The organism is Xanthomonas sp. CFBP 8151 (genome assembly GCF_011761885.1).
In the GTDB taxonomy this organism is placed as follows: domain Bacteria; phylum Pseudomonadota; class Gammaproteobacteria; order Xanthomonadales; family Xanthomonadaceae; genus Xanthomonas; species Xanthomonas arboricola_B.
Window position 1 is genome coordinate 228,082 of record NZ_JAASQZ010000001.1, and the last position, 12,955, is coordinate 241,036.

14 protein-coding genes are annotated in these 12,955 nt (G+C 64.1%); 12 read left to right on the forward strand and 2 right to left on the reverse strand.

Annotated elements, in window-relative coordinates:
- Window positions 1-253 precede the first annotated feature (253 nt).
- Window positions 254-1,066, reverse strand: coding sequence for a hypothetical protein (locus tag FHT08_RS01080; protein WP_166774001.1), 813 nt, complete (start codon window positions 1,064-1,066; stop codon window positions 254-256).
- Between the two features lie 526 nt (window positions 1,067-1,592).
- Here FHT08_RS01080 and FHT08_RS01085 point away from each other — a divergent pair.
- The 10 genes from FHT08_RS01085 to FHT08_RS01130 all read left to right on the forward strand — a co-directional run bounded on the left by FHT08_RS01085 (window position 1,593) and on the right by FHT08_RS01130 (window position 9,762).
- Window positions 1,593-1,958, forward strand: coding sequence for a hypothetical protein (locus FHT08_RS01085; protein ID WP_005920882.1), 366 nt, complete (start codon window positions 1,593-1,595; stop codon window positions 1,956-1,958).
- Between the two features lie 25 nt (window positions 1,959-1,983).
- Window positions 1,984-2,784 carry a F0F1 ATP synthase subunit A gene (gene atpB / locus FHT08_RS01090; protein WP_166774002.1) on the forward strand — a complete coding sequence of 267 codons (801 nt, stop codon included), beginning with the start codon at window positions 1,984-1,986 and terminating at the stop codon, window positions 2,782-2,784.
- Between the two features lie 73 nt (window positions 2,785-2,857).
- A complete protein-coding gene (gene atpE / locus FHT08_RS01095) occupies window positions 2,858-3,160 on the forward strand; it encodes a F0F1 ATP synthase subunit C (protein WP_002814105.1) in 303 nt (100 codons plus the stop codon).
- A 113-nt stretch (window positions 3,161-3,273) separates the two neighbouring features.
- Window positions 3,274-3,744, forward strand: a complete 471-nt coding sequence (locus FHT08_RS01100) for a F0F1 ATP synthase subunit B (RefSeq protein ID WP_016901014.1) — start codon at window positions 3,274-3,276, stop codon at window positions 3,742-3,744.
- Between the two features lie 3 nt (window positions 3,745-3,747).
- Complete coding sequence (locus FHT08_RS01105) at window positions 3,748-4,275, forward strand: F0F1 ATP synthase subunit delta (RefSeq protein ID WP_166769121.1); 528 nt, start codon at window positions 3,748-3,750, stop codon at window positions 4,273-4,275.
- Between the two features lie 47 nt (window positions 4,276-4,322).
- On the forward strand, window positions 4,323-5,870 hold the full coding sequence (gene atpA, locus FHT08_RS01110; protein ID WP_104536371.1) for a F0F1 ATP synthase subunit alpha: 1,548 nt from the start codon (window positions 4,323-4,325) through the stop codon (window positions 5,868-5,870).
- Window positions 5,871-5,982: 112 nt separating this feature from the next.
- Window positions 5,983-6,846 carry a F0F1 ATP synthase subunit gamma gene (atpG, locus tag FHT08_RS01115; RefSeq protein WP_104536370.1) on the forward strand — a complete coding sequence of 288 codons (864 nt, stop codon included), beginning with the start codon at window positions 5,983-5,985 and terminating at the stop codon, window positions 6,844-6,846.
- 125 nt (window positions 6,847-6,971) lie between these two features.
- Window positions 6,972-8,378 (forward strand): F0F1 ATP synthase subunit beta, encoded by a 1,407-nt coding sequence (atpD, locus tag FHT08_RS01120; protein ID WP_046963369.1) that lies wholly within the window; start codon window positions 6,972-6,974, stop codon window positions 8,376-8,378.
- A 174-nt stretch (window positions 8,379-8,552) separates the two neighbouring features.
- Window positions 8,553-8,975, forward strand: coding sequence for a F0F1 ATP synthase subunit epsilon (locus FHT08_RS01125; protein WP_104583248.1), 423 nt, complete (start codon window positions 8,553-8,555; stop codon window positions 8,973-8,975).
- 217 nt (window positions 8,976-9,192) lie between these two features.
- Window positions 9,193-9,762, forward strand: a complete 570-nt coding sequence (locus FHT08_RS01130; RefSeq protein WP_115677867.1) for a chorismate mutase — start codon at window positions 9,193-9,195, stop codon at window positions 9,760-9,762.
- Between the two features lie 132 nt (window positions 9,763-9,894).
- Here the strand turns inward: FHT08_RS01130 and FHT08_RS01135 are convergent, their stop codons facing one another.
- Window positions 9,895-10,278: a GtrA family protein gene (locus FHT08_RS01135; protein WP_104583250.1), complete on the reverse strand. Its 384-nt coding sequence runs from the start codon at window positions 10,276-10,278 to the stop codon at window positions 9,895-9,897.
- A gap of 145 nt (window positions 10,279-10,423) precedes the next feature.
- Between FHT08_RS01135 and glmU the strand changes: the two genes are divergently transcribed.
- Both glmU and FHT08_RS01145 read left to right on the forward strand, forming a co-directional pair.
- The gene (gene glmU / locus FHT08_RS01140) at window positions 10,424-11,788 is read left to right on the forward strand and encodes a bifunctional UDP-N-acetylglucosamine diphosphorylase/glucosamine-1-phosphate N-acetyltransferase GlmU (RefSeq protein ID WP_166774003.1); all 1,365 of its coding nucleotides are present in this window, start codon (window positions 10,424-10,426) and stop codon (window positions 11,786-11,788) included.
- Window positions 11,789-11,897: 109 nt separating this feature from the next.
- On the forward strand, window positions 11,898-12,869 hold the full coding sequence (locus FHT08_RS01145) for a right-handed parallel beta-helix repeat-containing protein (protein ID WP_208408801.1): 972 nt from the start codon (window positions 11,898-11,900) through the stop codon (window positions 12,867-12,869).
- The last annotated feature ends 86 nt before the right edge of the window (window positions 12,870-12,955 follow it).

Below are 12,955 nucleotides of genomic sequence, written 5' to 3' on the forward strand. Positions count from 1 at the left end.
GCTGTCGTCCCACGGCGCGTCGCAGAGGCGCAGGAGGGTGAGGACCCGGTCATGACGGGGGATTTGTCGCAATGCCAGGATGCGGCACAGTTCGTGCGCATGCCGCAGGCAGCCAAAGCAGGTGCCGAGGCTGTGCAGGCAGCGGCGATCGGGATGCGTCGCCTCGGAGCTCTACCCAACGCCGTCGCGGCGCATCACAGGAAGACAAAAGGCCCGCAAGAAGCGGGCCTTTTGGTGCAACGTTGCGTGCAAATCAGAACGCGAGCGTCACGCCTGCAACCGGGCCCTTGAACTCCTGCTTCAGGCCGATCAGGCCGTCGCTGCCGCGCTGGTCGACGTCGAGCCTGAACCAGTCGTAGCCGGCGAAGATGCCGAAGTTCTTGGTGAAGCGGTACTCGGCAATCGCGTTGGCGCGGCTCAGGTCGCCGTCGTAATCGCCGAAGTCGCCCCAGCTGGTGTTGAGGTACTGGCCCTGCACGTTGAACAGCCAATGCTCGCTCGGACGTGCGGTGAAGCGGATGCCGACCACAGGCGCAGCGCCATCTTCGCTTTCGTCCAGCACGTCGCCACTGAAGACGCTGCCCAGATCCGCGTATGCATTGGCTTCGACCTTGGCGTACTCGGCGCCGATCTGCAGGCCCAGGCTGAATTCCGGCGAATCGATGACCGAGTAGTCATACACCAGGGTGGCGACCTGATACTTCAGCTCACCCTTGATGAAGCTGCCGGTCGGCACGGTGACGCCACCGCCACTGATGTCCTGGGTCAGGGTTTCGCGGCGATCCTTGTCGTACTTGAAGTAATCGAAGATCAGGCGCTGACGGGTGCTGATGCGGAACACGCCATCGACGCGCGGCTCCCATTCCTTGCCGCCGAGCTTGAAGTCTTCGTTGACCGACACGTTGTTGCCCGCCACCAGGGTATTGCCGCGGATGGTGTTGTCGTTGTCGACGTTCATCGCGCCGAGACGGAGCTGGAAGCGGTCATCGGTGTCTTCGGCATGCGCCGGCGCGGCGTAGGCGGCAGCCAATACGCATGGGATGGCCAGTGCGAGGAGGTGTTTCATGGGGAGCTCCGAATTCTTGGAATGGTCAGGCGGTTCGGCCTGTGCCGCGCATCTTCGATAAGACGGCGTCGTCCAAAAGTGAAGGAGCTGTCGCATACCCGTGAAGGCCGAGATAGCAATCGGACAAAACGGTCCGCTACGGCAGACAGTCCGACGTTAGTCGTAAGCCGCGCGCTTTAGCCATCAATCGCGGGCGATATGGCGGGTAGCGTGCCCCGACCGCGCGGATTGGACCGCCGATGGGAAGGTTGCAGGGTGCGACAAAATGCGTAAAAGCAGGAGCCCCGGTGTCCCGGGGCTCCCATGGGCGACCTGCGGCAAAACCTTTCGACGAGGATGTGCAGGCCTCGCCAGTTATGACCGCCGGTTTGTGGCAAAGTTCCCACCCGCGTCGGCAACCTGTATGGTGCGACGCAGCAACGAATGACCTTTGCCGGTTGTCTCGCAATTTGTCCCATTGCTATACTTTCGCGGCTCGACGAGGCGCATCTGCGCTTCCCACTCATTCACACGTAAGGTAACCGTAGTGCTGAACTCCGTTGACGCGGGTCGGCGGTTGATGCTGCGCGCTGCGGTATATCCGCTTGCCGCTGTAGCTATAACCAGTCTGGGGTTGCTGTTGGTCGGTCCCCGCTACGCTGCCGGTCTGGCATTGACCGGGTTTGCGACGGTGTTGGGCGGTTGGGTGGCAGCACGTACCGCGCTAGGTGGCGGTATTCAGGCAGCCGGCATTGCCATGGTGCGGCTGATTCTGGCGATGGTGTTGAAGTGGGTGTTGGTTTTCGTGGCGCTGGCGCTTGGCTTCGGCCTGTGGCGGCTGCCTCCTCTGGCCTTGTTGGCGGGTATCGCCATCGGGCTGATTTTTCAGGTTCTGGCTCTGGCCAGGCGTTGATTCGAACTTAAAGGGCTCCGGACACATGGCGGGCGAGGCAGCAACACCTACCTCCTATATCCAGCATCACTTGCAGAACCTGATCTATCCGGTTCGCGAGGGTGGCGGCACGTTTTGGACCATCCACGTCGACACCCTGGTCATGGCGGTGTTGATGGGCCTGGTGATGGTCTTCGCGTTCTGGACGGCGACCCGCAATGCCACCGCCGGCGTACCGGGCAAGTGGCAGGCGTTCGTCGAGATCTGCCTGGAGTTCGTCGACCGCCAAGCCAAGGACACCTATCACGGCAGCAGCAAGCTGGTGACGCCGATCGCGATCACCATCTTCTTCTGGATCCTGTTGATGAATCTCATCAAGATGATTCCGGCCGATTTCATCGCCATCCCGCTGGGCTGGGCAGGCGTCCACGCCTGGAAGCCGGTGCCCACCGCCGACGTCAACGCCACCTTGGGCATGTCGATCAGCGTGTTCTTCCTGATGATCGTCTTCTCGCTGCGCTCCAAGGGTGTGGGCGGCATGACCAAGGAATTCCTGACGGCGCCGTTCGGCAAATGGATGATGCCGTTCAACCTGCTTTTGAACATCGTCGAGTGGCTGAGCAAGCCGATTTCGCTGGCGATGCGACTGTTCGGCAACATGTTCGGCGGCGAGATCGTCTTCCTGCTGATCTGGGTGCTGGGCGGTGCGGGCATCGCCGGCATGGTCGCTGGCGGCGTATTCGGCCTCGGCTGGATGCTGTTCCACCTGTTGGTGATTCCGTTGCAGGCCTTCATTTTCATGATGCTGTCGATCGTGTATCTGAGCCTTGCCGAAGACAGTCACTGAGTTTCGCTGCACCCTTCATACGCTTCATCCCGATTCATCCATCACCCTTAGAAACTTTCGTTCGGAGATCACCATGTACCTCGCCGTCCTGACCAACCTCGCTCAAGTCCAGAGCTCCACTGTCCTTGCCGTCGGCATCATGATCGGCCTGGCCGCGCTGGGTGCCGGCCTCGGTCTGGCCATCATGGCTGGCAAGTTCCTGGAATCGGCTGCACGTCAGCCGGAACTGATCCCGGTACTGCAGGTCCGCATGTTCATCACCGCCGGCCTGATCGACGCCGCGTTCATCATCAGCGTCGCCGTCGGCCTGCTGTTCGCCTTTGCCAACCCGCTGGCCCAGGTGTTCATCGAGCGTCTGTCGCAGGCTGCCGGCTGATCCAGCGGTAGCAGGATGTGGAGGCAACCGCGTGCGGTTGCGTCCGCGGATGAAGGTCGGAAAGCGTCGCCATGCGGTGGCGCTTTCACCCCTAAACAGCGATTGAGCGACCCATGGATATCACCCTTACCATCTTTGCCCAGGCGCTGGCCTTCGCCGGTCTGATCTGGATCGTCGCGACCAAGATCTGGCCGCCGCTGCTGCAGGCGATCGAAGAGCGTCAGCAAAAGATCGCTGAAGGTCTGGCCGCGGCCGACCGCAGTCAGAAGGATCTGGCGCAGGCGCAGGAAAAGGTCAACGAAGCATTGAAGGACGCACGCACCAAGGCCAACGAGATCATCGATCAGGCCCATGCGCGCGCCAACCAGATCATCGAAGCGGCCAAGCACGAGGCAATTGCCGAAGCCAACCGTCAGAAGGATCTGGCGCAGACCGAGATCGACGCATCCGCCACGCGTGCCCGTGAGGAGCTGCGCAAGCAGGTGTCCGTGCTGGCCGTCAGCGGTGCCGAAAAGCTGCTCAAGCGCGAAATCGATGCCAACGCCCACAAGGCGCTGCTCGACGAGCTGGCGGCGGAGATTTAATCGATGAGTCAGGCCCTCACACTTGCCCGTCCGTACGGCCGCGCCGCGTTTGCGATCGCGCGTGAGGGCGGCAACTTCGCGCCCTGGTCCGAGGCGCTGGCGTTTTCGGCGCAGGTGGCCGGCGACCCGCGCGTGGCCGCGCTGCTGCTCAACCCGGCCCTGGGCCAGGATCAGGCAGTGACGTTGCTGGCGCCGCCGCAGGCGAGCGAAGACTATCTGCGTTTCCTCGGCCTGCTGGCCGACGCGCAGCGACTGTCGCTGCTGCCGGAAGTGGCAGGCTTGTACGAACAGCTGCGGGCCGAAGCCGAACACGTCGTCAAGGCGACGGTGACCTCGGCGGCTGCAATGAGCCAGGCGGAACTGGACACGATCGCTGCTGCGCTGAAGAAGCGTTTCGGCCGCGAGGTGGACATCACCACCGCGGTGGATGCTTCGTTGATCGGCGGCGCGGTGATCGACACCGGCGACGTGGTCATCGATGGCTCGCTGAAGGGCAAGCTCGCGCGTCTGCAAAGCTCGCTCGCCCACTGAATTCACATAAACGCATGGCCCTCGCGGCCGGCACCTAGGACTGAACGATGGCAACCACGCTCAACCCCTCCGAAATCAGCGACCTGATCAAGACCCGTATCGAGGCGGTCAAGCTGTCCGCAGAGTCGCGCAACGAAGGCTCCGTGACCAGCGTGTCCGACGGCATCGTGCGCATCTTCGGCCTGGCCGACGTGATGCAGGGCGAAATGATCGAACTGCCGAACAACACCTTCGCGCTTGCCTTGAACCTGGAGCGCGATTCGGTCGGCGCCGTGGTGCTGGGCGATTACGAGAACCTGCGCGAAGGCGACGTGGCCAAGACCACCGGCCGCATCCTGGAAGTGCCGGTCGGTCCGGAATTGCTCGGTCGCGTGGTCAACGCGCTCGGCGAGCCGATTGACGGCAAGGGTCCGCTGGGCGCCAGCCAGACCGCACCGGTTGAGCGCGTTGCGCCGGGCGTGATCTGGCGCAAGTCGGTCGACCAGCCGGTACAGACCGGTTACAAGTCGGTCGATGCGATGATCCCGATCGGCCGCGGTCAGCGCGAGCTGGTCATCGGCGACCGTCAGACCGGCAAGACCGCGCTGGCGATCGATGCGGTGATCAACCAGAAGGGCACGGGCATCAAGTGCGTGTACGTGGCGATCGGCCAGAAGGCCTCGACCGTTGCCAACATCGTGCGCAAGCTCGAAGAGAACGGCGCACTGGCGCACACGGTGGTGGTGGCCGCGACCGCGTCCGAATCGGCCGCGATGCAGTACATCAGCCCCTACGCCGGCTGCACCATGGGCGAATACTTCATGGACCGTGGCGAAGACGCGCTGATCGTGTACGACGATCTGTCCAAGCAGGCCGTGGCCTACCGCCAGATCTCGCTGCTGCTCAAGCGCCCGCCGGGTCGCGAAGCCTACCCGGGCGACGTGTTCTATCTGCACTCCCGCCTGCTCGAGCGCGCGGCGCGCGTGTCCGAGGAGTATGTGGAGAAGTTCACCAACGGGGCGGTGACCGGCAAGACCGGTTCGCTGACCGCGCTGCCGATCATCGAAACCCAGGCCGGCGACGTGTCCGCATTCGTGCCGACCAACGTGATCTCGATCACCGACGGCCAGATCTTCCTGGAAACTGACCTGTTCAACGCCGGCATCCGTCCGGCGGTGAACGCCGGTATCTCGGTGTCGCGCGTTGGCGGTGCAGCCCAGACCAAGATCATCAAGAAGCTGTCCGGCGGCATCCGTATCTCGCTGGCGCAGTACCGCGAGTTGGCGGCATTCGCGCAGTTCGCCTCGGACCTGGACGAAGCCACCCGCAAGCAGCTCGAGCGCGGTCAGCGCGTCACCGAGCTGATGAAGCAGAAGCAGTACGCGCCGATGTCCATCGCCGACCAGGCACTGTCGATCTACGCCGTCAACGAGGGTTACCTCGATGAAGTGCCGGTCAACAAGCTGCTGGCGTTCGAAGAAGGCCTGCACGCGCACTTCGCCAACACCCAGGGTGAGCTGGTCTCCAAGATCAACAGCACCGGCGGCTGGGACAACGACATCGAAGCGGCCTTCAAGAAAGGCATCGAAGAGTTCAAGACCACGGGCAGCTGGTAAATCCAGCTGCGGGAATCGGGAATAGAGAATAGGGAATCGTCAAAGCGGGTTGGCTGTGCCAATTCCCGACTCACGATTCCCCATTCCCACTAAGCGAGCGAAGCGAGCGAGTATGGCAGGCGGACGCGAAATCAAAACCAAGATCAAGAGCGTGCAGAACACCCGCAAGGTGACGCGCGCGCTCGAAATGGTCTCGGCCTCCAAGATCCGCAAGGCGCAGGACCGTATGAAGACCTCGCGTCCGTACGCGCAGGCGATGAAGCAGGTGATCGGGCATCTGGCGCAAGCCAGCACCGACTACCAGCATCCGTTCCTGGTCGAGCGTGAGCAGGTCAAGCGGGTCGGTTACATCGTGATCTCTTCCGACCGCGGCCTGGCCGGTGGTCTGAACAACAACCTGTTCCGCAAGATGCTGGGCGAAGTGCGCCCGTGGCAGGACAAGGGCGCCGAGATCGACGTGGTGACCATCGGCCAGAAGGCCTCGGCGTTCTTCCGTCGCATCAAGGTCAACATGGTCGGTAGCGTCACCCATCTGGGCGACAGTCCGCACATCGAGCAGTTGATCGGTGTCATCAAGGTGATGCTGGATGCGTTCGTCGAGGGCAAGGTGGACCGCGTATATCTGGTCTACAACCGCTTCGTGAACACGATGACGCAGAAAGCCAGCTTCGATCAGCTGCTGCCGCTGCCGGCCGCCGAGCACAAGGTGGCGCATCACGATTGGGATTACCTTTACGAACCCGATGCCGCGACCGTGCTGGAGCACGTGATGACGCGTTACATCGAGTCGCTGGTGTACCAGGCCGTGCTGGAAAACGTGGCTTCCGAACATGCCGCGCGCATGGTGGCGATGAAGGCCGCCAGCGACAACGCCAACAAGATGATCGGCACCTTGCAACTGGTCTACAACAAGGCGCGTCAGGCGGCGATCACCCAGGAAATTTCGGAAATCGTCAGCGGCGCGGCCGCTGTCTAGCCGGGAATGGAGAATCGGCAAACGGGAATAGGCAAGGCCGTCGGTGCTCTTGATCTTCCCATTCCCCATTCTCGATTCCCCATTCCCGACACCAGAATCGAACAGACATTAGTGGAGTTATCCAAATGAGTCAGGGCAAGATCGTTCAGATCATCGGCGCGGTCGTCGACGTCGAATTCCAGCGCAATGAAGTGCCGAAGGTCTATCACGCGTTGAAGGTCGAAGGCACCGAAATCACCCTGGAAGTGCAGCAGCAGCTCGGCGATGGCGTGGTGCGCACGATTGCGCTCGGCTCCACCGACGGCCTGAAGCGCAACCTGCTGGCCACCAATACCGAACGTGCCATTTCGGTGCCGGTCGGTGCCGGGACGCTGGGCCGCATCATGGACGTGCTGGGTCGTCCGATCGACGAAGCCGGCGACGTGCAGGCGTCGGACCATTGGGAAATCCATCGCGCTGCGCCGTCGTATGAAGACCAGTCCTCCAGCACCGAACTGCTGGAGACCGGCATCAAGGTCATCGACCTGATGTGCCCGTTCGCCAAGGGCGGCAAGGTCGGCCTGTTCGGTGGCGCCGGCGTCGGCAAGACCGTCAACATGATGGAGCTGATCAACAACATCGCCAAGGCGCACTCGGGTCTGTCCGTGTTTGCCGGCGTGGGCGAGCGTACCCGTGAGGGCAACGACTTCTACCACGAGATGAAAGACTCCAACGTGCTGGACAAGGTCGCGATGGTATACGGCCAGATGAACGAGCCGCCGGGCAACCGTCTGCGGGTTGCGCTGACCGGGCTGACCATGGCCGAGTACTTCCGCGACGAGAAGGACGAGAACGGCAAGGGCAAGGACGTGCTGCTGTTCGTCGACAACATCTACCGCTACACGCTGGCCGGTACCGAAGTGTCCGCGCTGCTCGGCCGCATGCCGTCGGCAGTGGGCTACCAGCCGACCCTGGCCGAGGAAATGGGCGTGTTGCAGGAACGCATCACCTCGACCAAGAGCGGTTCGATCACCTCGATCCAGGCCGTCTACGTGCCCGCGGACGACCTGACCGACCCGTCGCCGGCGACCACCTTCGCCCACCTGGATTCCACCGTCACGCTGAGCCGTAACATTGCCTCGCTGGGTATCTACCCGGCGGTGGATCCGCTGGATTCCACCAGCCGCCAGATGGACCCGCTGGTGATCGGCCACGAGCATTACGACACCGCCCAGCGCGTCCAGCAGACCTTGCAGAAGTACAAGGAACTGAAGGACATCATCGCGATCCTGGGCATGGACGAGCTGAGCGAAGAAGACAAGCAGTCGGTGTCGCGCGCACGCAAGATCGAGCGCTTCTTCAGCCAGCCCTTCCACGTGGCCGAAGTGTTCACCGGCTCGCCGGGCAAGTACGTCTCGCTGAAGGACACCATCCGCGGCTTCAAGGCGATCTGCGACGGCGAGTACGACCACCTGCCGGAGCAGGCGTTCTACATGGTCGGCAGCATCGAAGAAGCCGTCGAGAAAGCCAACAAGATGAGCGCCAAGGCCTGAAGGATCCCAGCCGCTGTGCGGCTGGAATCGGGAATCGGGAATCGGGAATCGGGAATCGTAAAGGCGGGTTGTAGGCGAGTCGGAAATGCGGGGAACAGGAAGCGTGCGCAGCCAGCCGCTCTTCCGATTCCCCATTCCCGATTTCCGATTCCCCGCCTCACAGAGTGAGGCACCATGAGCACTATCCGTTGCGACATCGTCAGCGCCGAGAAGGAAATCTTCCACGGTGAGGCGACGCTGGTCGTGGCCACCGGCGAGCTGGGTGAGCTGGGCATCGCGCCCAAGCACGCGCCGCTGATCACGCGCCTGAAGCCGGGCAAGGTGGTGGTCACCACCGCCAATGGCGAACACCTGGACTTCGCCATTTCCGGCGGCATCCTGGAAGTGCAGCCGCAGGTGGTGACCGTGCTGGTCGACACCGCAGTGCGTGCCCAGGACATCGACGAAGCCGCCGTGCGCAAGGTCAAGGAAGAGGCCGAGCGTCTGCTGGCCAACCGTGGCGACACCGTGGACGTGGCCGATGCGCAGCGTCGGCTGGCCGAAGCGACCGTGCAGCTGCAGGCACTGGAACGCCTGCGTCGCACCCTCAAGCACTAAGCACGCGGGCTCGCGCCCGTTTGCGCGTTACGCGGTACCTGCTGCACCGCCACACCGAGGTGTGGAGTGAAAACGCCGACCCTCGTGTCGGCGTTTTCGTTTCTGGCGCTGCGCATGCGTGGGGCGGCTTGCAGGCTCGGGGACTGCAGGCACACTGCGTGGCTTGTACTGTGCTGCCGGCGGCGCGGCATCTCACCTGCATATCGAGGAACACCCGATGACCCGGACGATCGATGACTTTCGTGGCTACGCGCTGAGCGGCCTGCTGGCCGTGGCGTTGCTGGGGTGTGCGCTGCCGGTACGCAGCCAGCCGCCGCTGGATCCGTTGCTGGATCGCATCGTGCAACGCAACGCCATCGGCGATGCGGTGGCGCTGAGCAAGTGGGACAGCGGCAAGCCGGTGCTGGACCAGACCCGCGAGGCGGCGGTGCTGCAGAGCGTGCGCGAGCAGGCGCCTGCGCACGGGCTGGATGCCGACGATGCGGCGCGCTTCTTCGCTGCGCAGATCGAGGCCAACAAGTCGGTGCAGTACGCACTGCTGAACCACTGGCGCGAACGTGGGCGCGCGCCGGACACGGCGCGGCCGGATCTGGCGGGCCTGCGCACGCGTCTGGATCAGCTGCAAGGCGAACTGCTCGACGCACTGGCCGATGTCGCGCCGGCACGTGCAGCGCCGCAATGCCCGGCCAATACCGCGCATGCCGCCGCCCGGTATGCGGCGCAATGGCAGCTGGACGCGCTGCATCGCGCGGCGCTGGTCCGCAGCCTGGGCGATTTCTGCCACTGATACGCGTGGTGTCCAAGGCGCGCCATGCACGGCGCAGACCTCGGCGGTGCGGGTGACGGCAACGCCGATCGTGTTTTCTGTCAGTCCAATGCAGCACCGTTGTCGGCGACTGCGCTGACGTCAGCGCGCTCGCTAGCGATACACCACGTGCCGGCCCAGGAAAAACGACACGATCGCCAGGCCACCTTCCACCAGCGGTTTGGCCAGCCAGGCCTGACGCAGGCCGACCAGGTCCACTGTCGCCGACAACAGCCAGGTGCTGATGAGGGTCAGTGCCAGCCACATCAGCGCAAAGCGACGGAAACGCGGCCAGCCCAGGCGTGCACCGCCGTCCTGGGCGAAGGTGTAGCGGCCGTTGAGCCAGAAGCCCAGCACCGCGCCGCTGATCCGCCCGAGCAGATTGGCCGGCACGGCAGGCATGCCGGCCGCGGTGGCGGCGATGAAGATGCCGCAATCCACCGCCAGCTGCAGGGCGCCAATGATCATGAATTGGCTGCCTTGGCGGAACAGACTCATGCAGGCCGGGTCATCGTGGAGGGGCGCTCATGCTAACGGCAGCGGCGCTTGAAAAGTGTCATCGTCGCGCGTGCTGCAGGCGGGACACGACGCATTGCCGGGACAGCGACTAGAATTTAGCGCTCCCACGTTCTGGAACGCTTCGATGACTCTGCCCTTGCACGTCGTGATCCTGGCCGCGGGCGAGGGCAAGCGCATGCGCTCGTCCCTGCCCAAGGTGCTGCAGCCGCTGGCAGGCCAGCCGATGCTGGCACATGTGATCGCCACCGCGCGGCAGCTGCAGCCGGCAGCGATCCATGTGGTGCACGGGCATGGCGGCGAGCAGGTGCAGGCGGCGTTCGCCGCGCAGGGCGATCTGCACTGGGCCGAGCAGCGTCGGCAACTGGGCACCGGGCATGCGGTGCAGCAGGCGATGGATGCGATTCCGGATGCGGCCACCGTGCTGGTGCTGTACGGCGATGTGCCGCTGATCCAGTCCCGGGACCTGCTGCAGTTGCTGCATGCCCCCGGGCGCATGGCGGTGCTGGTGGCCGATGTGCCCGATCCCACCGGTTACGGCCGCATCCTGCGCGATGCCGAAGGCAAGGTCGCCGCGATCGTCGAGCAGAAGGATGCCAACGACGAGCAGCGCCGCATCCGCACCATCAACACCGGCATCCTCACTGCCGAGTCCACGGCGCTGCGCCGCTGGCTGGGCGGTCTGTCCAACGAGAATGCACAGGGCGAGTTCTATCTCACCGACGTGTTCGCCAGCGCCGCTGCCGATTTCACTCCGGCCGACATGGTGCACGTGGCCGATGCGCAGGACGTGGAAGGCGCCAACGACCCCTGGCAGCTGGCGCAGCTGGAGCGCGCCTGGCAGCTGCGTGCGGCGCGTGCGCTTTGCCTGCAGGGCGTACGCATGGCCGACCCGGCGCGCGTGGAGCAGCGCGGCTCGGTGACGGTAGGCAGCGACGTGCAGCTGGACATCGATGTGGTCCTGGAAGGCGATGTGACACTGGGCGATGGCGTGGTGATCGGCCCCTTCGTGCGCTTGCGCGATGTGACGCTGGGCGCCGGCACGCAGGTCCGCGCGCACTGCGACCTGGAAGGCGTGGTGACCGAAGGGGCGGTGCAGATCGGCCCGTTCGCGCGGCTGCGTCCTGGCACCGTGCTGGCCGATGGCGTGCATATCGGCAACTTCGTCGAGACCAAGAAGGTCACGATGGGCGTGGGCAGCAAGGCCAACCATCTGACCTACCTGGGCGATGCGGTGATCGGCAGCAAGGTCAACATCGGCGCCGGCACCATCACCTGCAATTACGATGGGGTGAACAAGTCGCAGACCACCATCGGCGATGGCGCCTTCGTCGGCTCCAACAGCGCGTTGGTGGCACCGATCGAGATCGGCGCCATGGCCACCATCGGTGCGGGCTCGGTGATCACGCGCGATGCGCCGGCCGGGCAACTCAGCGTCACGCGTGCGCGTCAGACCGTGGTCGAAGGCTGGGAACGCCCGGTCAAGAAGTAGTGTGTCTACAGGCGTGCGGCCTGGCTGCACGTCGCTGCAGCGCGCACAGCTGCTGTAAAGCGATGCCATGCATAGGCTACGCTCGTCACGATGGGTCAGGAGGTGCACGATGCGAACGCCACGTTGCGCGTTGCTGGTGACATGGCTGCTGCTATCGGCGGCAGTGCTGCCAGCTGCGGCCCATGCGCAAACCTACCGGCTATATCTGGCGCCCGATGGCAACGATGCGGCGGCAGGTACCAGCGCAACGACCGCATTGCGGAGCCTGGCGGTTGCCCAGCAACGGCTGCTGGAGCAGCGGCCGGGCGGTGCGGTGGACGTGGTGATTGCCGCAGGCACGTATCTGCGGCAGTCGGTGCAATGGACCTTCACCAACGGGGCGCCCATTCGCTTCATCGCTGCGCCGGATGCGGCCGCGCCACCGTGGTTCGACGGGCGCGGCGGTGCGACCTGGTTCACGCTGAAGGGCGGTGGTGATGCCGCCACCCGGCTGACCTTCGCCGGGTTGAAGGTCAGCAATTACTGGATGGCGATGGACCTGGGCAGCAGCAAGCGCAGCGCCGACGGCAACAGCGGCAACGTCATCCGCAACATGACCTTCGAGCGGATCGGTGGCATCCATGGCAGCAGCAGCGAGGCCGCCTATTCGTTCGCGGCGATCCGCCTGCAGAACTCGCGCGACAACCGCATCGAACGCAATCGTTTCGTGTCCATCGAAAACGACACCCGGACCTCGGGTTTCGTGCACGCGATCTACCTGGCGCGCCACTCCTCCGGCAACCGCATCGAAAGCAATACCTTCACCGAGGTCAACGGCGATGCCGTGCGTACCCGCGATGCCTCCGACAACACCTACGTGGCGACCAACCGTTTTGTCCGGGCCGGCAAGTACGCGGCGTTTTCGGACTGGATCAAGCCCGATGGCGAATGTCCGTCGCAAGGCGGGCAGTTCGTCGACAATACCGTGGGAGCCGGCTATTACGGCGCCATCGCCGCCACCCGCACCAGCGGTGCCGACGATGCCTGCGGTGCGTTGAAACAACCGCGGATCGACGAGCGTGGGACGATCCGCGGCGATTGAGCTGCGATCGGCGAATGATCGCGAGACGATGCCGGCCACGCTGGCATGCTGGTCGAGGCAATGGCCTGGGCAGCCTGGCGACGCGT